Here is a 21,395-nt window from a genome sequence, read left to right as displayed (position 1 = left end):
CTCGCGGCCGGGCTCAGTCGTCGCGCGCCTCCTTCACCTGGGCGACCAGCTGGGTCGGGTTCACGAACCTCAGGGCGGCGACGAGCATGACGAGCATCGTCGCCGTGTACATGACGGCCATGGCGGAGACGAGCTGGCGGGCCTCGCCGCCGCCCGCCGACGTCATGGCGCGGTAGATCGCCACGACGAGGGTGTCGGACTGCGGCCCGGACACGAGGAACGTCAGCTCGAACATGCCGACGGTGCGCACGAGCACGAGGATCGACGCCGCGAGGATGCCGGGCACGAGCAGCGGGGCCAGGATGCGCGTGAACACCTGCCGCATCCCGGCGCCGCACATGCGCGCCGCGGACTCGATCGCGGGGTTGATCTGCTCGATGAACGGCGTCATGGTCAGGATCACGAACGGCACCGAGGGCACCAGGTTGACGAGGATCACCGCGATCACCGACCGGCCCAGTCCGAACGCGTACATCACGGTGGCGAGCGGGATGCCGAACGTGATCGGCGGCATGAGGATCGGCAGCAGGAAGAGCAGGTTCACCAGACGCTTGCCGGGGAAGCTCCGCCGTGCCAGCAGGTACGCCGCCGGCACGCCGATCAGCACGGACAGCACGACGACGGCGAGCGCCACCCCGACCGTCACGCCCACCACGTGCGTGAGGTCGAACCGGTCCCACGAGCTCGCGTACCACTCGGTGGTCCACTCGGCCGGCAGCCACGTGTCGAACCACGACCGCCCGAACGAGTCCACGACCACGGCCGTGATGATGCCGAGCAGGAACACCAGGAACGCGGCCATGCCCGCCCAGACGAACCACGTCGACGGCGACGCCGCCAACGACCGCTCGCCCGGGGGCCTGCCCGCCGCGCCCCGCGCGCGGGCCGGAGCGTCCTGCGGCGCGCCCGACGTCGTCGGGCTCTCGAGCGTGCTCATCCCTTGCCTCCCGTCGATCCCTTGTAGAGCAGCGACCGCCAGGCGAGCACGACCGCGATGACGATCAGCTCGACGACGCCCATCATGAGCGCGATGGTCGAGGCCATCGCGTAGTCGTTCTGCTCGCCGAAGGCGCGGAACGCCATGAGCGACATCACGCGCGTGGAGCCCATCGCGTCACCGACGAGGCGGGCGGACGGGAACACCGAGAACGCCAGCACGAACGTGAGGACGAACGTGGTGGCCAGCCCGGGCGCGAGCAGCGGCAGGGTGATCCGCCGGAACCGCTGCCACCAGCCGGCGCCGAGCGTGCGCGCCGCCGAGTCGAGCGACGGGTCGATGCCCGACAGGTAGCTCGACACCAGCAGGAACGCGAACGGGAACCCGGTGATGATCAGCGAGAACATCACGCCGGTGTAGTTGTTCACGAGCTGCACCGGCTCGTCGACGAGCCCCGTCGCCAGCAGGAACCGGTTGAGCCACCCCTGGCGCCCGGCGAAGATGAGCAGCCCCTGCGCCGTGAGCACCGTGCCGAGCGTGATCGGCAGCACCAGCACCGACGTCATGAACCGCTTGAAGCGGAACTTGCGGCGCAGCACCATCGCCACGGGGATCGACGCGAGCACGTTGAACAGCGCCGCCGGCAGGGCGAGGCGCATCGTGATCCAGATCGAGTCGAAGACGAACGGGTCGCGGAAGAACGCCACGTAGTTCGCCAGGATCCCGCCGCCCCACTGCTCCTGGGTGGCGGCGCTCGGCTGGAAGGTGAGCCCGATCCCGTACGAGAACGGGTACACGAACAGCGCGAGCGCGAAGACCAGCGCGGGCACCATGAGCCACAGCGACGAGTCGATGCCGCGCTCCGCGAGCCGGTGGCGCAGGCTCGCGGTGCTGCGCGCGGGGTGGTCGGCGACGGCGGTCATGCCACCGTCACCGCCTCCGCCCGGTCGGCGGCCGCCGGCGCCGCCGAGAGCTCCGCCGGGAAGACGAGCACCCGGTCGGAGGCCGCGGTGAGGCGCACGGCGTCCCCCACCGCGGGCGCCGTCGGCGTGCGCACGTGCAGCGTGGCGCCGTCCGCCGTCTGCACCACCACGGCGAACTCCCGACCGTGGTACTCGACGACGGCGACCACGCCCTCGACGACGTTGCCGTCGCGCGGCGCGTGGCCGTCGGCCAGCACCGTGAGGTCGTCCGGCCGCACCGCCACCCGGACCTCGTCCCCCGCCGCGACGTCGCCCACCGTGCGTCCGTGCAGCGTCAGCCCGCCGACACGGACGGTGCCCTCGCCGCCCGGGGTCCCGGCGAGGATGTTGCGGTAGCCCATGAAGTCCGCGACGTGCCAGTTGCGCGGGTGGTCGTAGAGGTCGTCCGGTGCACCGATCTGCTGCACCCTGCCCTCGCGCAGCACGACGAGGCGGTCGGCCAGGGACAGCGCCTCCTCCTGGTCGTGCGTCACGTAGATCGTCGTGAGCCCCAGCTCCTGGTGCAGCCGCCGGATCTCCGTGCGCATGTCGAGCCGCAGCTTCGCGTCGAGGTTCGACAGCGGCTCGTCCATGAGCACCAGCGACGGCTCCAGCACCACCGCGCGCGCGATCGCGACGCGCTGCTGCTGCCCGCCGGAGAGCTGGCCCGGCAGCTTCTTGGCGTGCTGCTCCAGCTTCACCAGCGCGATGGCCTCGGCGACCCGCCGCGTGACGTCCGCGCGCGGCAGGCCCCGCATCTGCAGCCCGAACGCGACGTTCTTCTCCACGGTGAGGTGCGGGAAGAGCGCGTAGCTCTGGAACACCATCCCGAAGCCGCGCTTCTCGCTGGGCACCGTGTCCACCCGACGCCCGTCGAGCAGGATCTGTCCGTGGGTCAGCGGGAGCAGACCCGCGAGGCAGTTGAGCGCCGTCGACTTGCCGCAGCCCGACGGGCCGAGCAGGGCGATGAACTCGCCCGCCCGGACCGTCAGGTCGAGGCCCGCCAGGGCCTGGTGGCCGCCGAAGCTGCGCCCGACGTCGCGCAGCTCCAACGACTCGAACGTGCCGGCCGTGATCGCCATCGGGCCCTCACTCCTCCGTGTACTTGCCGGCGCCGACCTCGCGGTCCCAGATGTCGAAGGCCTTGACCATCGCGTCCGGGGCGAGCGGCGTCGTCGACGGGGCCGACTCGATGAGGTCGTCGTACCAGTCGCGGCCGTACTTCTCGATGGTCTCCTGCGACTCCTGCGGGGCCTTGTCGAGCGTGGCGCCCTCGACCGCGGGGCCGGGGTAGAAGTAGCCGTGGTCGTAGGCCTTGGCGTTCTGCTCGGGCGTGAGAACGTCCTGCAGCAGCAGGAGGATCGCCGAGATCTTGTCCGCCGACTGCCCCTTCGGGATCGCGGCGTAGTGCGCGTCGGTCACCCACGTGAAGTCGTCGAACGGGGCCGCCTCGAGCGTGTTCGGCAGCCGACCGTCGGTGCGCGGCTCGATCTCCCAGCCCGTCGTCGTGGGGATCATGCTCCAGGTGCCGTCACCGACGTTGGTGACGACCTGCCCGGTGCCGGTCGGGTAGTTGTCGACGTACTGGCCCAGCTCCTTGAGGTAGGCCCACGTCTTGTCCCAGCCGTTCTCCGGGTCCTTCGGGTCCTTGTCGCCCAGGATGTACGGCAGGCCCATGAGGAACGTGCGGCCGGGGCCGGAGTTCGCGGGTCGCGCGTACCCGAACTTGCCCGGGTTGGCCTTCGCCCAGTCGAGCAGCTCCTGGGGTGTCGACGGCACGTCCGTCACGACCTCCGGGTCGTACTGGAGCAGCGGCCCGGACGGGTAGTACGTGACGACGACGCCGTACCCCTCGGCGAGGTCCTGCATGGCCGCCGCCGGCTCGAGGTAGTTCTCCTGGTTCGACAGGCGGTCGCCGAAGTCGTCGACGACGGGCACCCACAGGTCCTGCGCGATGCCGGCGGACAGGCCGTCGTTGCCGGTCAGCACGAGGTCCACCGAGAGGTTCCCGGAGTCCACCTGGGGCTTCACGATGCCCGTGACGTCCGGCGCGCCGCCGGTCTCCCAGGTGACGGACGAGACGACGTCGGGGTTCGCCTCGACGAAGGCGTCGACCATCGGCTCGGTGAGCTTCTGGTTCCCCGCGACGTCGAGGATGTGCAGCTCGACGGGCTCCGACGGGGCGTCGGGGACGTCGGCCGCGTCGGTCACGGCGGGACCGCTGCCGTCGCCCTCGGCCGCCGGTGGGGCGCAGCCCGCCACGGTGACGACGCCGAGACCGGCGAGGCAGAGGAGTGCGGCAGTACGGGACACGCTGGATGACCGCATGACGGAGGTACGCATGAGACCTGCTTCCTTCTGATTCGGGGCGACGTTGGCCCGGGGACGTCAGGAGCCCTCGTCGACGTCGGCGAGGGGTGGTGCTACTCGAGGGGTACAGGGGGGCCGGCGGACGTCCTCGTGGGGGCGCCCGTCCGGCGGTCCACGACCTCGTGGACGGCGCCCGTGGAGCCACGGACCACGAGCTCGACGGGCAGGCGGTCCACGGCCGGACCGGGACGCGCCCCGGCGTCGACCCGGGCCGGGGGGTCCTCGGAGCCGAGCTCCCCGACCAGCAGGTCCACCGCGCGGCGGCCCAGTCTCGTGCGGGGAACGCGGATGGTGGTCAGCGCCGGGGACACGAGCGTGGCGACCGCGACGTCGTCGAACCCGACCACCGACACGTCGTCGGGCACCTTCACCCCGCGTTCCCGGAAGCGGCCGAGCATCCCGAGCGCCATGAGGTCGTTGAAGGCGACGACGGCCGTCACGTCCTGCGCGAGCACGTGGTCCGCCGCGGCGAAGCCCCCCGAGAAGTAGGGGCTGAAGGCGCCGAGCTCGACGAGCGACAGACCGTCCAGGCTCTCGGCGGCGCGCCGCAGACCGTCCGAGCGGCGTTCGCTCGACCAGGAGCTGACCGGGCCCGCCGCCACCGCGACCCGGCGGTGGCCGAGGACGTAGAGGTGGCGCAGCGCCTGCGAGACGCCGTCACGGTCGTCGACGGCGACCGACGGCAGGGCACCGACCTCCCGGCTCACGAGCACCGTCGGGACGTCGCCCGCGAGGCCGAGCACGTCGTGGTCGCTCGAGCGGGGCGACGCGAGGAGCACGCCGTCGACCCGACGCGCGAGCTCGCGGACGAGCGCGGTCTCCGAGGTCGCGTCCTCCTCCGAGTCGACGATGAAGACGGCGTAGCCGAGCGCCCTCGCGCGCGCCTGGACGCCCTTCGTCACCGAGGCGAAGTAGGGGTTCTCCAGGTCGGGGACCAGCAGCCCGATGGCGTGGGTCCGTCCCATCCGCAGCCCGCGGGCCGTCGGGTCGGGCTGGTACCCCAGTCGGGCTGCCGCGGCGACGACCCGGTCGCGCGTGGCAGGAGAGACCCGGCCCGTCGACGCCAGGGCACGGGAGACGGTCGACACGGAGACCCCCGCCGACTCGGCCACGTCACGCGCGCTCGCCATGACACCCCTTCAGGTCGGACCGGTGCGCCGTCGCACCCGCCGTGCCGCAACAGTGGCAAACGATTGCAGGCGGGTCAACCCCCTGGTCGTCCTCCTTGGGGCCGACGTGGGCCTGCGCGCAGCGCCGAGCGCAGCGCGTCGGTGCGCAATCGATCCCGGCCACGGGCGACCGTCGAGGGGCCACGGCGGACGGGGGCGCGGCACAATGGCCCCATGACGGCACAGCTCTGGATCACCGGCGACCCCGAGACGGACGCACTGCTGAGCGACGACATGTTCGCGCTGCTCGTGGGCATGCTCCTCGACCAGCAGTACCCGATGGAGCACGCGTTCGCGGGGCCGCGCAAGATCCGCGACCGGCTGGGCAGCATCGACCCGCACGCGGTGGCGGACGCCGACCCGGACGAGTTCGTCACCCTCGCCACCACTCCCCCGGCCATCCACCGGTACGGCCGGTCCATGGCGGGCCGCGTGCAGGCGCTGGCGCGGGTGATCGTGGACGACTACGACGGCGACGTCGCGAAGCTCTGGACGACGGCCGGGGCCGAGGGGCCGGCCACCGGCGCGGAGGTGCTGGCCCGCCTGCGCGCGCTACCGGGCTTCGGCGAGCAGAAGGCCAAGATCTTCCTCGCCATGCTCGGCAAGCAGCGCGACGTCCGGCCCGTGGGCTGGCAGGAGGCCGCCGGGCACTACGGCGACGACGGCTCGCGCCGCTCGATCGCCGACGTGACCAGCGCGGAGTCCCTCGCCGAGGTGCGGACCTTCAAGAAGGCGCAGAAGGCGGCGGCGAAGGCGGCCAAGCAGGGCTGAGGCCCCGCTCGGCCGCCGCGGGACGCCGGTTCAGCGGCCGTGGTGCCCGTGCGGGAGCGGCACCTTCCACACCTCGCCGTCGAGGGTGACGACGTAGGCCGTGCGCCCGACGATCTCGAAGGACGTCGGGCGGTCGAGCCCGGTCGCCACGGCTCGCAGGACGCCGTGCCGCCCGGCCTTCATCACCTGGCCGGTGTCCGGGTCGGCGGGCGACCCCTCGGGGTTGCCCGGGGTGAAGTGGCCCTGAGCGAGCGCGTAGAGCCCGCCCCGTCCGCGCTCGACGTCGACGAGCAGGCGGCCGCCGGAGGCGACCTCGTGGACGCCGTGCCTCCAGGGGGTGAAGGCGACGACCCGGCCGTCGCGCGGCAGGTGGGGCACCGGACCCGCCTGGGCGACCAGGACGGTCCGGCCGATGGTCTCCAGGCCCGTCGGCACGACGTTGCCGAACGCGCGGACCTGCGTGATCGAGCCGTCGGGCGTCACGTACAGCACCCGGTTGTGGTGGCCGTCGGTGACGAGGAACCCCCTGCGGTACGGCTCCATGGCGTACTGCAGGCCGGACGGGACGAAGAAGTCGGTCGTCGGCGGGTGGGCGATCGACCAGGCGCCGATGTCGGCGACGGGACGCGCGACGCCGTCCCGGCCGACCCGGTACAGGCCGGAGACCTGCGGGTCCGCGAGCGACACGAGGACGTACGCGGTGCGGCCGCGGAACGCGACGTCGAGTGCGCCGCCGGGCGTCCCCGGCTGCTGCACGGGCAGCCCCGAGACGAAGGTCGAGGCGGCGCCGGTGCGGCGGTCGATCCGGGAGACCTCCCCGGATACCGGTTCGGTGACGTAGAGGGCCCCGTCGGGACCGACGGTGGAGCCGGCGCCGCCGGACAGCCCGGTGGTCAGGAGCGACGGGTCGGCGTGATGGTGGCCGTGGTCGTGGCCGTGGTGCGACGGAGTCGCGGCAGCGGTCGCGACCGTGGTCGCGGCGAGCATGGTGGACAGCAGGACGGCGATGATGCGTGGGGTGCGCATGGGGACCCCTCCCGAGGTGCGTCGTTGCACGGACGGTGAGGCTCGGCGCGGTGGCCGGGTCGGGACGTGGCGCTCCCCTCGCCGTGATCGACGCTACGCCCGATGCCCCTCGCCGTCACGGGCCGTTCGCCCCGGCGACCACCCGGCGGCGCGCAGCCGTCCGAGCGCGCGGTCGTGGGGCAGCGCGTGCCGGGTCCCGCGGTGCCCGACGGTCGTCGTGGCGGTGAAGACCGACGCGAGCAGCGCCTCCTCGACGGCGTCCGTCGCGGCCGCGAACAGCGGGTCCAGCGCGTCGTCGGGCACGAGCGGGTCGGCGGGGTCCGCCGTCGTGAACGCGAGGCCGTAGTCGCCGCTGCCGTGCGCGAAGTCGGAGCCCACCCGGCCCATGGCGAACACGGCGCGGCGCACCACCCGTTCGAGCCGCCTGGCGTCGAGCGGGGCGTCGGTGGCCACGACGATCATGCACGAGTTGCCCTCCGCCGGACCGGATCCCTTCGGCACCGCGTCGATCTCTTCGGCACGGGGAACTGCCGAAGAGATCGACTCCGTGCCGAGCAGATCTGCCGCGGGCAGCGGCACGCCCTGCACGGTGAGGGTGCCGGAGAAGTTGGACTGCACCAGCACGCCCACCGTGCGCGGCCGGCCCGCGACGTCGACCCGGCGCGACGACGTCCCGATCCCGCCCTTGTACCCGAGCGTGGCGGTCCCCGCCCCCGCACCGACGCAGCCCTGCTCCACCGGGCCGGACGTCGCGCCGTCGAGCGCGGCGAGCACGTGCGCCTCGGTGATCGGCCGGGCGCGGATGTCCGAGAGGTACCCGTCGTTCGTCTCCCCCACCACCGGGTTGAGGGTGCGCACGTCCTCGTAGCCGGGCCAGGCGAGCACGTGGGTGACGAGCGCGTCGGCGGCGCGGAACGCGGAGAGCGTCGCGGTGAGGAGGATCGGCGTCTCGATCGCGCCGAGCTGCTCGAGCTGCGTCGCGCCCACGAGCTTGCCGTACCCGTTGCCCACGAACAGCCCGCACGGCAGCGCTCGCCGCTGCCCGGGCCCGGCGCCGAGCGCGTCGGGGACGACGGCGGTGACGCCCGTGTGCAGATGCTCGCCCTCGTGCAGGGTGGTGTGCCCGACGCGCACCCCCGGGACGTCGGTGATCGCGTTCGCCGGGCCCGTGGGCAGACCGCCGACGACGACGCCGAGCTCGCGGGGCCCCGGCCGCGCGGCGCTCATGCCCGCCCCGTGGGGACGAGCCGAGCCGGGTGGACGTCGCGCCAGGTGCGGGAGCCGTCGACCAGGTCCTGCACGTGCTCGCGGAACCGCGGGCACGTGGCGATGTCGTGCGCCCGGCACGACAGGGCGTGCTCCGTCATGTGCCGGGAGCGGTCGATCTCCTCCTGGCGCCGGTCGAGCTCGGCCAGGTGCGCGGTGAGCACCTCGTGGCGGTCACGGGCGCCGCGCCCCGTGGACCCGGCGTCGAGCAGCACCTGGATCTGCTCGAGGCTCATGCCCGCGACCTTGGAGCTGAGGATCGTCGCCACCCGCACGACGTCGTCGGGCCCGTAGCGCCGCCGCCCCGCGCCGTCGCGGACCGGGTCCAGCAGGCCGACGTCCTCCCAGTAGCGCAGCACGTGCGTCTCCAGGCCGAAGCGCTCGGCCAGCTCCCCCACGCTCCACGTCTGCTGGGCCGCACCGCTCGACGCCATCCCACTTGACTTCATGTCGACATGAAGTCACAGCCTGGGGTCAGCACGCAACCCGACCCGAAGGAGACGCCATGAGCGACACCACCCGCCACGACCTGCACGACGCCGTGATCATCGGCGGCGGACCGGCCGGCCTCGCGGCCGCTCTGATGCTCGGCCGCACCCACCGCGACGTCGTCGTGCTCGACTCCGGCACCTACCGCAACGACCCCACCGACGCGATGCACAACGTGCTCGGCTTCGACGGCGTGGCGCCGGCGGAGTTCCGCGGCGCCGCGCACCGCACGCTGGCCGCGTACGAGACGGTCGAGCTGCGCCGCGCCACCGCCCACGACGTCGCCCCGCTCGACCCCGCGTCGCCGGCCGACGGGTTCGTCGTGCGCACCGACGACGGCGACGTCGCCGCCCGCCGCCTGCTGCTCGCCACCGGCGTGCGCGACGAGCTGCCCCCGACGCCCGGGCTGGAGCGGCTGTTCGGCACCGTCGCCGCACACTGCCCGTACTGCCACGGTCACGAGTTCTCCGGCACCCCGGTCGCGATCCTCGGCGCCGGGCCGCACGCCCCGCGCGTCGCCGGCCTGGTCGAGCGGATCGCGACCCGCGTCGTCGTCCTGGCCGACGGCGGCGACGTCGACCCGCAGGTCCGCGCGGCGCTCGACGCCCGCGGCGTCGCCGTCCGGCCGGAGAAGGTGCTCCGCCTGGAGCCGCTGACGCTGCCCGGCGGGCACCCGGGCGCACGGGCCGTGCTGGACGGCGCCGCGGCGGAGGAGCTCGGCGGGATCATGGTCGCCCCGACGCTGCACCAGGCGGCGCCGTTCGCCGCCCGCCTCGGGCTCGAGCTGCGCGAGTCCGGCTGCGTGGCCGTCGACGCCATGGCCCGCACCAGCATGCCCGGGGTCCTCGCGGCCGGCGACCTCGCCCACACCGCCGACTTCCCCATGCCCGTGAGCTCCGTGACCGCGGCGATGGCGGCCGGACAGCTCGCCGCGGCGTCGATCGACGCCGACCTGCTGGCCGGCCCGCGCTGACCGTCTCGCACGCTCGGGACGACGGGCAGGATGGCGGCATGATCCGCCACCATCTGTTCGTCGTCGCCCATCCGCAGGCCGAGCACACCGCCGCCGACCTCGTCGGCGGGTGGTACGACTCGCGTCTCACGGACCGAGGACTCGCCGACGCGCACCGGGTTGCCGCGGAGCTCGGCCGGCGGCTCGACGCCCGTCCGGATCCCCGGCGTCCGGTGCGCGTCACGACCTCCGACCTCGCCCGTGCGGCGGAGACCGCGGACGTCGTCGCCGCGGCGCTCGGGGTCGCGGTCGCGCGCGACCGGCGACTGCGGGAGATCAGCTTCGGCACCGCCGAGGGCCGACCGAACGCGTGGCTCGCCGCGCGGCGGGTCCACGCGCCCGACGACGACAGGCTCGACCACCGCGGCCCCGTGCCCGGCGCGGAGACGCGACGCGAGGTGGCCGACCGGGTCCACGCGTGCGTCGCCGGGCTGATGACGGACACGGACCACGACCACGTGGTGGTGACGCACGGTTTCGCGCACACGTTCGTCGTGACGGCGTGGCTGCACGTCCCCGTCGAGGCGGCGGGCTTCGCCGCCTTCGCCACGTCACCGGGCGCGATCACCCACCTCACCCACGACGACGGGTGGGGCAACCGGACGCTCGTGGAGCTCGGCGCGACGTCCCACCTCGCGGCCGCCCACTAGGCTCGCCGCATGACCTCAGCGCACCCCCTGCCGCTCGGCCCTGCCCCGCGACCCACCACGGGAGACGACCTCGCCGACCGGCTCCGCGCCCTCGCGACGCGGGCGGCCGGCGCCGGCGTCGCCGGCCTCGACCGGGCGCGCGTCACCGCCACCCTGGAGGGCGCGGACGTCGCGACGCTCGAGGCGGACCTCACCGGCGTGGCGTTCGGCGCGCAGCAGAAGGCCCCGGGCGTCGGGTGGCAGCCCGGCACGATCACCGCGCGCGAGGACGGCACGGTGCGCCGCCTGCGCGTCGACGCCCACCCGCTCACCGCCGTCGACCTGCCCGTGGACGTCACCGCCGAGGCCGAGGGGCTGCGGTTCACCTGGGTCGAGGGCGCCGACGGCCAGGTCGGGTTCGAGCCGGTCGAGCCCGACGACGCGCACCCGGTGACCGGTCACGCCCGCGTCGCGGTCTCCCGCGCCGGCCTGGTCGCGACCGTGCACGGCCTGCTCGCCGTCTCGCTGCAGTCCCAGGGCATCACGCTGAGCGACCTGGACGTGCAGCTCGACTCCCACGGCCCGCGCGCGGCAGGCCTGCGCATCGAGGCGAAGATCCGCAAGGGGTTCCTCTCCGCGGGCGTCTCCGCCACGGCGTCGGCCTCGGTCGACGCGGCGATGGTGCTGACCGTCGGCGACGTGCGCATCTCCAGCGGCAACCCGCTCGTCGCCGCGATGCTCGGCGCCGTCCGGGGCCGCGTCGAGGCCGCGGCGAACCGCCGCATCGACCTCGCGGCTGCGCTGCCGCCCGGGGTCCGGCTCGCGGACGTGCGCCTCGACGTCGGCGAGGAGCTCGTGCTCACGGCCCGGCTGGGCTGAGCACGCGCACGGGACGTCAGGCGATGGCGGGCTGGTCGAGCACCCACCGCCAGGTCCCGTCGGCCTGACGACGGGCGACCTCGGCCGTCACCGCCCCCGACTCCAACCGGGTGGACGTCAGCGCCAGGTCGCCCTGGACCAGCGCCCGCGCCGGCACGCCCGGGGCGAGCTGCGGCCGCGCGGCGAGGATCAGCCCGAGGGCCGCCCGGATCGCCTCGCGACCGACCTGCTGCTCCCCGGGCGGGAACGCGAACACGGCGTCGGGCTCGTAGAGGGCGACCAGGCCCTCGAGGTCGCCGGCGTTCAACCGTTCGACGAACAGCCGTCCGAGGTCGTCGGGCTCGAGCGCCGGCACATGCTCATCGTTGACCATGCGGCGATCGTGCCACCGCCACCGACGTCCGTCCACGGTCCTGGGTGGCCCGCCTGTCGGTGCCGCGTGCGAGATTCGGGTCATGCCCGATCGCCCCGACGTCCCTCCCTCGCTCGTCGAGCACCTGGGGAGCCTGCTCGACTTCCCGGAGTGCGCGCGGGAGGACGCCTGGACCGGTGTCCGGTGGCGGGTGCGCAAGGCCACCGTGGCGCACGTCTTCGGCGGCGAGGACCAGCTCTTCCGCGTGACCTTCCGCGCCGAGCCGCAGGAGGTCCGGGCGTTCGAGCACCTCGGTCACCCGTACTTCCGCGCCGGCTGGGGCGGCAACGTCGTGGGCGTGGTCCTCGACGACCGCACCGACTGGGACGAGATGGCCGAGCTGCTCACCGACTCCTACTGCCTCCAGGCGCCACGCACGCTGGCCGAGGCCGTCGACCGGCCGGAGCCGCCGGACGACGGCGCGGCGACCGCCGGCTGACGCCCGTCAGAGGGAGACGGACGTCCCGACCAGCACCAGCTCGGACGTGTGCGACCCGGCCACGCCGACGTCGGCGGGCCGCGGGCGGAACCCGGGCAGGTCCTCCAGCCCGCCGCCGGCGGCGACGACCCGCAGGTCCAGCGGCTGCCCGGCGGGCACGACGAGCCGCACCTCGAAGCCGTCGTCGCCCGGGGCGTAGAAGCGGGTGTCGAGGGCGCCGCCCTCGACCGGCACCGTCCGGCCGGCGACCTTCGCGCTCTCCACGCTCGAGGCGTTCAGCTGCACGTACCGCAGGGCTCCCGCGGTGCCGATCGGCGCCCCCGCACCGGGGGTCACGCGCAGGGTGAGGACGCGGGCGTCGCCCGCCGGCTCGGCGTCCAGCACGTCGACGACGGGGGCGGGCAGGTCGGCCGCCTCGGCGTCGCCGGCGTGCACCTCGCCCGCGAACATCGGGAACGGCTCGGACAGGTCGGTCTCGGTGTCCACGAACTGCGCGGTCCACCTGCTCGGGGTGCCCTCGTCGGAGACCCAGTGCGCCGAGCCGGTGTCGGCGTCCAGCGCGTACGCGAGGCGGGTGGGCTCGGGGTGCTCGGCGTCGAACGGGTCGGCGACGAATCCGACGACGAGCGCGACGACGCCCACCGCGGCGCACCCGCCCACCAGCCCGAGCGCGCGACGCCGGCCGCGGGGCCACAGCACCGCGAGGACGGGGGTGAGCGCCAGCGCGAGAAGCGCGGCGACGACCGCGGGCGCGGCGCCCGTCGCGAGGCCCAGCGCCGGGAAGAACAGCAGCACGATCGGCACCAGCACGACGACGCCCACGGCCGCGCCCAGGGTCACGACCACGCGGCGGCCCACGACGCCGCGCGCCACCCGCAGCGTGAGCAGCCAGGCCACGGCGCCCGCGAGCGCCGGCAGCGCGGCGAGGTAGGAGCCGCCGGGCGTGACGGCGGCGAGGACGACGCCGAGGACGGCGAGCCAGCCGAGCGTCCCGACCGCGAGCGCCGCCCCGCCGAGCGATCGGCGCAGCCCGAGGAACCAGGCGGTCCACACGGTCGCGACGATGCCGAGCAGCGCGACGCGGAAGCCCCACGGTCGCCACGGGTCGAGCATCTCGTCGTAGCCGGGCCGCACCAGGCCCATGACCCACCACAGGGTGATCGACCCGACGACGGCCCCGGCGAGCGGGAGCAGCGCGGACGCGAAGCCCAGGGCGAGGGTGCCGGCCGTGGTCCGCTCGCCCCGCACCTCGCGCCGGCGGGCGAGGGCGACGGCCAGGGCACCGACCGCGACCACGGCGGCGACGGCGAGCGGCCACACCAGCCAGCCCGGGTAGCGCGCGAGCACCCCTCCCGGCAGCGGGAAGTAGGTGGCGTCGTCGGCCGACGGCGTGGCGAGCGCCGCCGCGTCGGCGTCCCCGAGCTCGCGCGCCAGCGCCAGCATGTTGGCGCCGTGGTGCTGCAGGCTCGCCGTCGACATCCGCTCGGGGGTGTCCTGCGGCGCGTGGTAGGTCGCCGAGCCGTCGATGTACGCGGAGTTGAGGCCGGTGAACCGGCCCTCCGGGTCGTCGAGGAACGGCGAGAAGTCGGTGTCGTTCGGCAGGATGCGGTACACCTCGACCGCCATCGAGCTGCCCACGGGGTACGGCACGTGGGAGTAGGCGTCGACGAGGGCCGCGTTGCCGTCCGACGTCTCGAACATGATCGCCGGGCCGGACGAGCCGCGGGCCTCGACGTTGACCACGACGCCCCCGTCGGCCGCGCGCGGGTCGGAGTCCGCGAACGCCTCCGCGCCGCACAGGCACGCCTCCTCCGCGTCGGTGAACACGAGCACGAGGTCGTTGCGCAGCGGTTCGCCGGCGCCGAGCGCGCGGGCGGTCTCCAGCAGGGTCGCGACGCCGGCGCCGTCGTCGTTGGCGCCGTGCGACACCTCGGCGGAGTCGTAGTGCGCGACGAGGAAGACCGGACCGGTCGGGTCGGTCCCCGGGATCGTGGCGACGACGTTCTTCGTGGCCGCGACGCGGCTCTGGTCGCCCAGCCGGCCGGACATGCCGACACCGTCGGTCACCTCCGGGGCGAGCCCGAGCTCCTCCAGGTCGGCCACGATCGTGTCGCGGACGGCGGCCGCGGCGGCCGTGCCGTGCGGGTGCACCTCGCCGCCGACCGCCTCGACCGTCGCGAACGCCCGCTCGGCGCTGAACTCGTCCGCGGCGGCGTCCGCCGACCGGGCGGACGGCGGCAGCACCGCCCAGACGGCGAGCGCCGTCAGGACGAGCAGGAAAAGGGAGCACGCGAGCGACGTCGCCCGCGACCGGGTGTGGGTCACCCGGGCACGCTAGCGGCGCCCGCGCGGTGTGGCCCAATCGTGATACGCGCCGTCTCAGGTGGACCGCCGCCTGGACCATCGCCGGACCGACAGGCGGACCGACCTGCGGATCGATGGTTGGATCGCCCCGTGCGCGCGATGACGTTCGACCGGTTCGGCGGGCCCGTCACGGTTCGCGGGATGCCCGACCCCGCGGCGCCGCCCGGCGGCGTCGTGGTGCGTGTCCACGCGAGCGGCCTGTGCCTGAGCGACTGGCACGCCTGGGCGGGGCACGACACGGACATCACCTCCCTCCCCCACGTGCCCGGCCACGAGCTCGCCGGGGTGGTCGCCGCGGTGGGCGACGGCGTGCGGCGCTGGAGCGTGGGCGACCGCGTGACGTCGCCGTTCGTCTGCGGTTGCGGGCACTGCGACTGGTGCCGCTCCGGGCAGGCGCAGGTCTGCCCCGACCAGACGCAGCCCGGGTTCACGCACGCCGGGTCGTTCGCGGAGCTCGTGGTGCTGCACGCCGCCGACACCAACCTCGTCGGCCTGCCCGACGCCGTGGACGACGCCACCGCCGCGAGCCTCGGCTGCCGCTTCGCCACGGCCTACCGTGCCGTCGCAGGCCGGGCCCGGGTGCTCCCGGACGAGCGCGTCGTGGTGCTGGGCGCGGGCGGCGTGGGCCTCAGCGCCGTCATGGTCGCCGCGGCGCTCGGCGCCCAGGTGGTGGCCGTCGACCGGCACGACGGCGCGCTCGAGGCCGCGCGCCGGGCCGGGGCCGCGCACACCGTCCGCGCGGACGAGGACGTCGACGTCGCCGCGGTGGTGCAGGACCTCACCGGCGGCTGCCACGTGAGCGTCGACGCGGTCGGCAGCGAGCGCACCTGCGCCGACGCGATCGGCAGCCTGCGCCGCCGCGGGCGGCACGTGCAGGTCGGCCTGCTGCCGCCGGTCGACGGCCACCCCCGCGTGCCGATGTCCCGCGTGATCGGCTGGGAGCTGGACGTGCTGGGCAGCCACGGGATGGCCGCCGCCGACTACCCGGAGATGCTGGCGCGGGTCGCCGACGGCACGCTGCGCCCCGCCGACCTCGTCGACCGCGTCGTCGGCCTGGACGAGGGGGCGCGGCTCCTCCCCGACCTGCCCCGCACCCCGCGCTCCGGGATGGTCGTCGTCGACCCGCGCCGCTGAACACGGGGCGGACAGAGCGGGGCGGGCGAGGCGGGGCGGCAGGGAACCGACGTCGACGTCACGGAGATCACCCCGCCGGCACCCTCCCGGTCATGGCCCGGCCACCCGGTCGGGGCTATGCTGGCCGACGGCCTGAGCAGCAGCGGCGACCGCCGCGACGACGACGAGGGAGGTGCGCGCCACATGACCCGTAGCGAGCCTCCCAGTAGTCCGAGCCGCGACTGACGGCTCCCCGCCCGGCCACGACGCCGGGCGGCCGTGGCGCACGCGCTCCTGACCGGCGCCACCGTTCTCCGAGCGCCCCGACGATCCGGGGCGCCCCCAGCCGCAGTCGCGGGACCGACGACCGTCCCTCGTCCCTGCACGCCCTCGGAGTCCGCCATGTCCGTCACCTCCCCCCGCGCCACCGGCTCCCGCACGGTCCGCACCCGTCCCCTGCTCGGCGCGCTGCGCCCCCGCCGCGCCACCCCGGCCTCCGGCGCGGGTGGCCACCTCGGCAGCGCCCGCACCGACGCCTCGGCGACGCGGCGCGACGTGCCCGGCCGCTCGTCGATCGTCGAGTCCGCCCTGTACGACGCCGACGGCCGCCGGGTCGCGAGCTTCACGCGCCTCGCGGACACGTTCCGCGAGCTGCGCGCCCACCCCGGCGGCATGGCGTGGATCGGGCTCGAACGACCCGACGAGACCGAGCTCGCCCAGCTGGCGCGGGAGTTCGACCTGCACCCCCTGGCCGTCGAGGACGCGATCGTCGCGCACCAGCGGCCCAAGATCGAGCGCTACGGCGACACGCTGTTCGTCGTCCTGCACGCGGCCCGCTACCTCGACCACGCGGAGGAGGTGGAGTTCTCCGAGCTGCACGTCTTCGTGGGCCCCGACTTCGTCGTCACGGTCCGGCACGGCGCGTGCCCCGACCTGGCGGCCGTGCGCACCCACCTCGAGGCGCACCCGGCCATGCTGGCCCGCGGCCCCGAGTCGGTGCTGTACGCGATCGTGGACCGCGTCGTCGACGACTACGCACCCGTCGTGGCCGGGCTCGACGGCGACATCGACGAGATCGAGTCCGAGGTGTTCGGCGGCGACGCGGCGGTGTCGCGCCGCATCTACGAGCTCTCCCGCGAGGTGGTCGAGTTCCAGCGGGCGGTGCGCCCCCTGCAGCGCGTGTGCGGCTCGCTCGCCAAGGGCGCGGAGAAGTACGGCGTCACCGAGGAGATGCAGGCGTACCTGCGCGACGTCGCCGACCACCTCACCGAGGTCGCGGACCGCGTCGAGTCGTTCCGCGCCGCCCTGCGCGACATCCTCACCGTGAACGCGACCCTCGTGGCCCAGCGGCAGAACGAGGAGATGACGCACCTCACGGAGGTGAGCATCCGCCAGGGCGAGGAGGTCAAGAAGATCTCCGGGTGGGCGGCCATCCTGTTCGCGCCGACCCTGGTCGGCACCGTGTACGGGATGAACTTCGACGACATGCCGGAGCTGCACTGGGCCTGGGGCTACCCGGCCGCGCTGGTGGCCATGCTCAGCGTGAGCGTGGCGCTCTTCGCCGTCTTCCGCTGGAAGCGCTGGATCTGAGCGGGGCCACGCCGGGCGGCTGCCGCCGCGTGGTCGCGCGCGCCGTCGCCGGGCGCGGTCGCTAGGGTCGCGGGGTGACCTCGACCGCGACGACCGCGCCCGGCAGCCCGACCACCGACCCCGGCGGTCTCAACCCCGCCACCCGCACGCTCGTGTCGCTCGGTGCGGCCGTCCTCGTCCTCGCGGGGGTGCACTGGGCCTCGGACGTCCTGGCGCCGGTGTTCCTCGCCGCCGTGATCGTCATCATCTGCCACCCCGTGCGCCGCCCGCTCGAGGCCCGGGGCTGGCCGCGCTGGGCGGCGACCACGGCCGTGATCGTCGTCGCGTACCTCATCCTCGCGGCCCTGCTCGCGATGCTCGTCTTCGCCGGCTTCCAGTTCGCCGACCTGGTCACCGAGTACTTCCGCGACCTCGAGCAGTCGGTGTCCCAGATCGCCGCACAGCTCGCCGAGCTCGGCCTGGACACGCAGGTCACCGACGCCGCGACGTCGTTCCTGGAGCCCTCCCGGCTGCTGTCCCTCGCAGGCAGCGTGAGCGGCATGGTCCTGTCGATCGCGACGGCCTTCTTCTTCGTGCTCGCCTACGCGATCTTCATGGCGGCCGACGCCGCCCGGTACGCGACCGCGTCCCGCGTCTTCGGCGCCACGCACGCGGAGCAGATCGGTCGCGCGACGCGGTTCAGCACCGGGGTGCGCCGCTACTTCGTGGTCAACGCGACCTTCGGTGCGATCGTCGCGATCGTCGACGGCTTCGCGCTCGCGCTGCTCGGCGTCCCCGCCCCGGTCGTGTGGGCGATCCTCGCGTTCGTCACCAACTTCATCCCGAACATCGGGTTCGTGCTCGGCCTGGTCCCGCCGCTCGTCATGGCGTTCGTCGTCGGCGGCTGGCCCCTGGCCCTGGCCGTCGCGGCCGTCTACTGCGTCGTGAACGTGGTGCTCCAGGTGCTCGTGCAGCCCAAGTTCGTCTCCGACGCCGTCAGCCTCAGCCTCACGCTGAGCTTCATGTCCGTGGTCTTCTGGACCTTCGTCATCGGCCCGCTCGGCGCCATCCTCGCGATCCCGCTCACCCTGCTGGTGCGGGCGCTCGTCCTCGAGGGCGACCCGCGCACCGTGTGGCTCCGGTGGCTCTCGGGCGACGACGTCACGCCCCAGGACGAGCGCCCCGCCACCCCGATGCCCGGCGCCGTCGCCGATGCCCCCGCCGAACCTGCCCCCTCGCACCCCGCCGTGGACCGGGTCCGGCACGCGCTGGACGGCGCCGGCGCGGACGGCGACATACGTTGGCTCGACGACCACGCCACCACCGCCGCACGGGCCGCCGAGGCCCTCGGTGTCCCCGTCGGCGCCATCGCGAACTCGCTGGTCTTCACGCTCGACGACGAGCCGGTGCTCGTCCTGACGAGCGGCGCCCACCGCGTCGACACCGAGTTCCTGGGCTCCCGCCTCGGCGGCCGGCTCGCGCGGGCGAGCAAGGAGACCGTGCGCGACGCCACCGGCCAGGTGATCGGCGGCGTCGCGCCCGTGGGCCATCCCGCCCCCGTGCGCACGCTCGTCGACGTCGACCTCCGGGGCCACGACGTCGTGTGGGCCGCGGCGGGGCACGCGCGGACCGTGTTCCCGACGTCCTACGACGAGCTGGTGCGGATCACGGGCGGCACGCCGACGCCGGTCGTGCCGCCCGCGGAGTGAATCCGGCTGTCCTCGGGCACGGGTCCGCTCAGTAGCCCAGCGCGTCCAGGGCGGCGTCCGCCATCGCGCTCTCGCCGCGCGCGTTCGGGTGCACGGGCACCACGTTCGTGCCGAACAGCAACGGTTCCACCCAGCGCTCGCCGGCCGGGGCGCAGGCGTCGCGGCCCTCGCTGCGCTCCGCGAGGTCGACGAACGTCGCCCCCGCCTCGTCGGCGGCCCGCTCGATGACGCCGTTGAGCGTGGCCTGCAGGTCGCGCAGGTAGGGCACGTCGCCCGCCGCGACGGGGAGCTTGGAGAAGCACCCCTTCTCCGCGGGCACGATCCACGGGTAGCCGAGGATCGCGACGTCGGCGTGCGGCGCCCGGGCCTTGATGTCCTCGAGCGCCTGCCGGACGGCCGGGTACGTGGACTCCTCGACCTGGTCGGTGAAGCGGTCGCCGTAGGTGCGCTCGCACGGGTTGCCGCGCCCGGCCGTGACGGCGCCGGCCGAGCCGCAGGCCAGCAGCGCGCCGATGAACGTGCTGTTGTCGTTGCCGCCGATGGTGAGCGTGACCAGGTCGGCGTCCTCGGTCACGGCGTCGAGCTGCGGCGCGACGCCCGGATACTGGGCCTTGCCGAGGTCCTTGGTCTGGGCCGCCCCGCAGGTGACGTCCACCAGGTCCGCGCCGAGACGGTCGGCGACGAAGTGCGGGTAGTTCAGCGTCGTGCGCAGGCAGGCGAGCGGGGCGTCGGGATCGGGCGGAAGGATGCCCGACCCGGCCGAGTACGAGTCGCCGAGGGCGACGTACCGCACCGGATCAGGCGCCGCTCCGGCGGGTGCCGCGACGGCGACGACGCCGGCGGCGGCGAGCGCGGCGGCGGAGGCCGCGGCGAGGGCGGTACGGCGAGTGCGACGTGCGAGGTGCATGACAACTCCCTTGTGTGTCCGCAGGCGCTCGACGGTGAACGCCGAGACCGAGTATCACGACGTGCGACGGCGTCTACCAGACGACGCGCCGACGATCCTTGCCCCCGGCACCCGCCCTGCCGGTCGCCGGGCCGCGGCTAGCGTGGTGAGAGCGCCCCGCTCCCCGAGCGGGACCGCACCCGACCACCCACGACCACGCGACCGAGGGGCACGACGATGGCTCACGGCGACATCACGCACATCGACATCCCGGTGACGGACAAGGAACGCGCCAGAGGCTTCTACTCCGGCCTGTTCGGCTGGCAGATCGAGGCACCGCCCGGGTTCGAGGACTACCCGATGTGGCGGGCACCCAACCAGATCAGCGGGGGCGGGCTGGCGCCGCGCGGCGACGGGTTCGACCAGCCCCGCAGCTACGTCGAGGTCGACTCCATCGACGAGACCCTCGCCCGGGTGCGCGAGCTGGGCGGCACGGTGCTCATGGAGAAGTCCGAGATCAGCCCCACCAGCTGGTGGGCCGTGCTGGAGGACCCGGACGGCAACCGGATCGGCCTCTACGAGGGCACGACGGACGCCGGCTGAGCCGACCGGGGCCGGCTTCTCGGCGCCTCAGCGGGCGAACAGGGCGCCTCCGTCGGGGTCGCCCTCCCGCCGCGGGTGCAGCGCCGACGGGGCCGGCCACGGCAGCGCGAACCGCTCGACGGCGACGTCGATCGCGCCGAGGTCGTCGGTCTGCACGACGACGCGGTCGGGCGTGACCTCGACGAGCTTCACGCGCAGCGGCTCGTCGTCGTCGCGCTCGAGCGTCCAGACGTCGGCCATCCACGACAGCCCGGTCGACTCGAGCGCCTCCTCGGCATCCGTCCAGTCGAGCGGCCCGCTCACGTCCCGACCGAGCAGCGACACGGCGACCCAGCCGTCGCCCTCGGGGCGCAGCCAGCCCAGCGCCTCGCGGTCGTCGGGGCGGCGGTGCTCGATCCAGTCCGCGGGCAGGGGGTTCTCCGGCGCAGGCATGTCGGCACCGTAGGCGACGGCGCGCGGGCTCCGCGAGCGGAATCCCGGACTACCTCGCGGGTTCCGGTGCTACCTCGCGGAGATCGGTGCTACCTCGCGGGTTCCGGTGCTACCTCGCGGGTTCCGGTGCTACCTCGCGAGGTCGGCGCGACCGTCGGCGAGGCCGCGGGCGTAGGCCTCCGCGCTGCCCTCACGGAACAGGTCGTCGGCGCTGGGGCGCACCAGCGTGCGGGCACCGGGGCCGTCGGCCTCCGGCCCCTCCCCCGCGCGGACGTGCCGCGCGAGGCCGCGCACCACCGCGACGGGTCGGCCGTCCGCCTTGCCGCGCACCAGCTCCGAGGCGGCTGCGACCTCGTCC

The 21,395-nt window shown here is 74.6% G+C and carries 21 protein-coding genes and 2 pseudogenes; 10 read left to right on the top strand and 13 right to left on the bottom strand.

Features of this window, described 5'->3' with window-relative positions; all coding sequences use genetic code 11:
* Window positions 1-13: 13 nt before the first annotated feature.
* From ACFQ80_RS08235 to ACFQ80_RS08215, 5 genes are all read right to left on the bottom strand, one after another.
* Complete coding sequence (locus ACFQ80_RS08235) at window positions 14-937, bottom strand: ABC transporter permease (protein WP_430563297.1); 924 nt, start codon at window positions 935-937, stop codon at window positions 14-16.
* On the bottom strand, window positions 934-1,860 hold the full coding sequence (locus tag ACFQ80_RS08230; protein WP_430563296.1) for an ABC transporter permease: 927 nt from the start codon (window positions 1,858-1,860) through the stop codon (window positions 934-936). The genes ACFQ80_RS08235 and ACFQ80_RS08230 overlap by 4 nt, the downstream gene beginning before the upstream one ends.
* Window positions 1,857-2,981: an ABC transporter ATP-binding protein gene (locus ACFQ80_RS08225; RefSeq protein WP_430563295.1), complete on the bottom strand. Its 1,125-nt coding sequence runs from the start codon at window positions 2,979-2,981 to the stop codon at window positions 1,857-1,859. The genes ACFQ80_RS08230 and ACFQ80_RS08225 overlap by 4 nt, the downstream gene beginning before the upstream one ends.
* Before the next feature lie 7 nt (window positions 2,982-2,988).
* Complete coding sequence (locus ACFQ80_RS08220; protein WP_430549843.1) at window positions 2,989-4,212, bottom strand: extracellular solute-binding protein; 1,224 nt, start codon at window positions 4,210-4,212, stop codon at window positions 2,989-2,991.
* Between the two features lie 110 nt (window positions 4,213-4,322).
* Window positions 4,323-5,399, bottom strand: a complete 1,077-nt coding sequence (locus tag ACFQ80_RS08215; RefSeq protein ID WP_430549842.1) for a LacI family DNA-binding transcriptional regulator — start codon at window positions 5,397-5,399, stop codon at window positions 4,323-4,325.
* A 213-nt stretch (window positions 5,400-5,612) separates the two neighbouring features.
* Here ACFQ80_RS08215 and ACFQ80_RS08210 point away from each other — a divergent pair, with 213 nt between their 5' ends.
* Window positions 5,613-6,209, top strand: a complete 597-nt coding sequence (locus tag ACFQ80_RS08210) for an HhH-GPD-type base excision DNA repair protein (RefSeq protein WP_430563294.1) — start codon at window positions 5,613-5,615, stop codon at window positions 6,207-6,209.
* A gap of 30 nt (window positions 6,210-6,239) precedes the next feature.
* On the opposite strand, the gene ACFQ80_RS08205 is transcribed toward ACFQ80_RS08210, so the two are convergent.
* From ACFQ80_RS08205 to ACFQ80_RS08195, 3 genes are all read right to left on the bottom strand, one after another.
* Complete coding sequence (locus ACFQ80_RS08205) at window positions 6,240-7,235, bottom strand: ScyD/ScyE family protein (protein WP_430549840.1); 996 nt, start codon at window positions 7,233-7,235, stop codon at window positions 6,240-6,242.
* Between the two features lie 93 nt (window positions 7,236-7,328).
* A complete protein-coding gene (locus ACFQ80_RS08200; RefSeq protein WP_430563293.1) occupies window positions 7,329-8,462 on the bottom strand; it encodes a P1 family peptidase in 1,134 nt (377 codons plus the stop codon).
* Window positions 8,459-8,935: a MerR family transcriptional regulator gene (locus ACFQ80_RS08195; protein ID WP_430563292.1), complete on the bottom strand. Its 477-nt coding sequence runs from the start codon at window positions 8,933-8,935 to the stop codon at window positions 8,459-8,461. Before ACFQ80_RS08195 ends, ACFQ80_RS08200 begins: the two co-directional genes overlap by 4 nt.
* Before the next feature lie 71 nt (window positions 8,936-9,006).
* Here ACFQ80_RS08195 and ACFQ80_RS08190 point away from each other — a divergent pair, with 71 nt between their 5' ends.
* From ACFQ80_RS08190 to ACFQ80_RS08180, 3 genes are read left to right on the top strand one after another with little or no spacing between them, the layout of a single operon-like run.
* Window positions 9,007-9,963 carry an NAD(P)/FAD-dependent oxidoreductase gene (locus tag ACFQ80_RS08190; protein ID WP_430563291.1) on the top strand — a complete coding sequence of 319 codons (957 nt, stop codon included), beginning with the start codon at window positions 9,007-9,009 and terminating at the stop codon, window positions 9,961-9,963.
* Window positions 9,964-10,001: 38 nt separating this feature from the next.
* Window positions 10,002-10,652: a histidine phosphatase family protein gene (locus tag ACFQ80_RS08185; RefSeq protein ID WP_430563290.1), complete on the top strand. Its 651-nt coding sequence runs from the start codon at window positions 10,002-10,004 to the stop codon at window positions 10,650-10,652.
* A gap of 9 nt (window positions 10,653-10,661) precedes the next feature.
* Window positions 10,662-11,510, top strand: a complete 849-nt coding sequence (locus tag ACFQ80_RS08180; RefSeq protein WP_430563289.1) for a hypothetical protein — start codon at window positions 10,662-10,664, stop codon at window positions 11,508-11,510.
* A gap of 16 nt (window positions 11,511-11,526) precedes the next feature.
* On the opposite strand, the gene ACFQ80_RS08175 is transcribed toward ACFQ80_RS08180, so the two are convergent.
* The gene (locus tag ACFQ80_RS08175) at window positions 11,527-11,883 is read right to left on the bottom strand and encodes a YybH family protein (RefSeq protein WP_430563288.1); all 357 of its coding nucleotides are present in this window, start codon (window positions 11,881-11,883) and stop codon (window positions 11,527-11,529) included.
* Between the two features lie 82 nt (window positions 11,884-11,965).
* On the opposite strand from ACFQ80_RS08175, the gene ACFQ80_RS08170 reads away from it, so the two are divergent.
* Window positions 11,966-12,361 carry an MmcQ/YjbR family DNA-binding protein gene (locus ACFQ80_RS08170; RefSeq protein ID WP_430563287.1) on the top strand — a complete coding sequence of 132 codons (396 nt, stop codon included), beginning with the start codon at window positions 11,966-11,968 and terminating at the stop codon, window positions 12,359-12,361.
* A gap of 6 nt (window positions 12,362-12,367) precedes the next feature.
* Here the strand turns inward: ACFQ80_RS08170 and ACFQ80_RS08165 are convergent, their stop codons facing one another.
* On the bottom strand, window positions 12,368-14,686 hold the full coding sequence (locus tag ACFQ80_RS08165) for a M28 family peptidase (protein ID WP_430563286.1): 2,319 nt from the start codon (window positions 14,684-14,686) through the stop codon (window positions 12,368-12,370).
* Between the two features lie 129 nt (window positions 14,687-14,815).
* Here ACFQ80_RS08165 and ACFQ80_RS08160 point away from each other — a divergent pair, with 129 nt between their 5' ends.
* From ACFQ80_RS08160 to ACFQ80_RS08145, 4 genes and pseudogenes are all read left to right on the top strand, one after another.
* Window positions 14,816-15,859 (top strand): alcohol dehydrogenase catalytic domain-containing protein, encoded by a 1,044-nt coding sequence (locus tag ACFQ80_RS08160; protein ID WP_430563285.1) that lies wholly within the window; start codon window positions 14,816-14,818, stop codon window positions 15,857-15,859.
* 381 nt (window positions 15,860-16,240) lie between these two features.
* Complete coding sequence (gene corA, locus ACFQ80_RS08155) at window positions 16,241-17,428, top strand: magnesium/cobalt transporter CorA (RefSeq protein WP_430549830.1); 1,188 nt, start codon at window positions 16,241-16,243, stop codon at window positions 17,426-17,428.
* A gap of 74 nt (window positions 17,429-17,502) precedes the next feature.
* Window positions 17,503-18,504, top strand: a pseudogene (locus tag ACFQ80_RS08150) (AI-2E family transporter); the annotation flags it as partial.
* A 96-nt stretch (window positions 18,505-18,600) separates the two neighbouring features.
* Window positions 18,601-19,116: a YbaK/EbsC family protein gene (locus ACFQ80_RS08145; RefSeq protein ID WP_430563333.1), complete on the top strand. Its 516-nt coding sequence runs from the start codon at window positions 18,601-18,603 to the stop codon at window positions 19,114-19,116.
* Window positions 19,117-19,144: 28 nt separating this feature from the next.
* Here ACFQ80_RS08145 and ACFQ80_RS08140 read toward each other — a convergent pair whose 3' ends face one another.
* Window positions 19,145-20,023 (bottom strand): SGNH/GDSL hydrolase family protein, encoded by an 879-nt coding sequence (locus tag ACFQ80_RS08140; protein ID WP_430563284.1) that lies wholly within the window; start codon window positions 20,021-20,023, stop codon window positions 19,145-19,147.
* A 216-nt stretch (window positions 20,024-20,239) separates the two neighbouring features.
* Between ACFQ80_RS08140 and ACFQ80_RS08135 the strand changes: the two genes are divergently transcribed.
* Complete coding sequence (locus ACFQ80_RS08135; protein WP_430549828.1) at window positions 20,240-20,605, top strand: VOC family protein; 366 nt, start codon at window positions 20,240-20,242, stop codon at window positions 20,603-20,605.
* 27 nt (window positions 20,606-20,632) lie between these two features.
* Here the strand turns inward: ACFQ80_RS08135 and ACFQ80_RS08130 are convergent, their stop codons facing one another.
* Window positions 20,633-21,037, bottom strand: a complete 405-nt coding sequence (locus ACFQ80_RS08130; RefSeq protein WP_430563283.1) for a hypothetical protein — start codon at window positions 21,035-21,037, stop codon at window positions 20,633-20,635.
* A 129-nt stretch (window positions 21,038-21,166) separates the two neighbouring features.
* Window positions 21,167-21,395 (bottom strand): annotated as a pseudogene (locus ACFQ80_RS08125) (F420-0--gamma-glutamyl ligase); the annotation flags it as partial.

It is taken from the genome of Isoptericola sp. NPDC056578 (assembly GCF_042793275.1).
Lineage (GTDB): Bacteria > Actinomycetota > Actinomycetes > Actinomycetales > Cellulomonadaceae > Isoptericola.
Note: the sequence above shows the minus strand (reverse complement) of the source record. Positions and strands in the feature narration are given on the sequence as shown.

Bases quoted from the DNA above. Each gene is read 5' to 3' on its own strand.
- ACFQ80_RS08130 (WP_430563283.1), bottom strand. From the start codon at position 21,037: ATGCCTGCGCCGGAGAACCCCCTGCCCGCGGACTGGATCGAGCACCGC.
- ACFQ80_RS08145 (WP_430563333.1), top strand. From the start codon at position 18,601: ATGCCCGGCGCCGTCGCCGATGCCCCCGCCGAACCTGCCCCCTCGCAC.
- ACFQ80_RS08170 (WP_430563287.1), top strand. From the start codon at position 11,966: ATGCCCGATCGCCCCGACGTCCCTCCCTCGCTCGTCGAGCACCTGGGG.
- ACFQ80_RS08225 (WP_430563295.1), bottom strand. From the start codon at position 2,981: ATGGCGATCACGGCCGGCACGTTCGAGTCGTTGGAGCTGCGCGACGTC.
- ACFQ80_RS08195 (WP_430563292.1), bottom strand. From the start codon at position 8,935: ATGGCGTCGAGCGGTGCGGCCCAGCAGACGTGGAGCGTGGGGGAGCTG.
- ACFQ80_RS08200 (WP_430563293.1), bottom strand. From the start codon at position 8,462: ATGAGCGCCGCGCGGCCGGGGCCCCGCGAGCTCGGCGTCGTCGTCGGC.
- ACFQ80_RS08205 (WP_430549840.1), bottom strand. From the start codon at position 7,235: ATGCGCACCCCACGCATCATCGCCGTCCTGCTGTCCACCATGCTCGCC.
- ACFQ80_RS08180 (WP_430563289.1), top strand. From the start codon at position 10,662: ATGACCTCAGCGCACCCCCTGCCGCTCGGCCCTGCCCCGCGACCCACC.
- ACFQ80_RS08135 (WP_430549828.1), top strand. From the start codon at position 20,240: ATGGCTCACGGCGACATCACGCACATCGACATCCCGGTGACGGACAAG.
- ACFQ80_RS08210 (WP_430563294.1), top strand. From the start codon at position 5,613: ATGACGGCACAGCTCTGGATCACCGGCGACCCCGAGACGGACGCACTG.
- corA (WP_430549830.1), top strand. From the start codon at position 16,241: ATGTCCGTCACCTCCCCCCGCGCCACCGGCTCCCGCACGGTCCGCACC.
- ACFQ80_RS08140 (WP_430563284.1), bottom strand. From the start codon at position 20,023: ATGCACCTCGCACGTCGCACTCGCCGTACCGCCCTCGCCGCGGCCTCC.
- ACFQ80_RS08235 (WP_430563297.1), bottom strand. From the start codon at position 937: ATGAGCACGCTCGAGAGCCCGACGACGTCGGGCGCGCCGCAGGACGCT.
- ACFQ80_RS08185 (WP_430563290.1), top strand. From the start codon at position 10,002: ATGATCCGCCACCATCTGTTCGTCGTCGCCCATCCGCAGGCCGAGCAC.
- ACFQ80_RS08190 (WP_430563291.1), top strand. From the start codon at position 9,007: ATGAGCGACACCACCCGCCACGACCTGCACGACGCCGTGATCATCGGC.
- ACFQ80_RS08230 (WP_430563296.1), bottom strand. From the start codon at position 1,860: ATGACCGCCGTCGCCGACCACCCCGCGCGCAGCACCGCGAGCCTGCGC.
- ACFQ80_RS08215 (WP_430549842.1), bottom strand. From the start codon at position 5,399: ATGGCGAGCGCGCGTGACGTGGCCGAGTCGGCGGGGGTCTCCGTGTCG.
- ACFQ80_RS08175 (WP_430563288.1), bottom strand. From the start codon at position 11,883: ATGGTCAACGATGAGCATGTGCCGGCGCTCGAGCCCGACGACCTCGGA.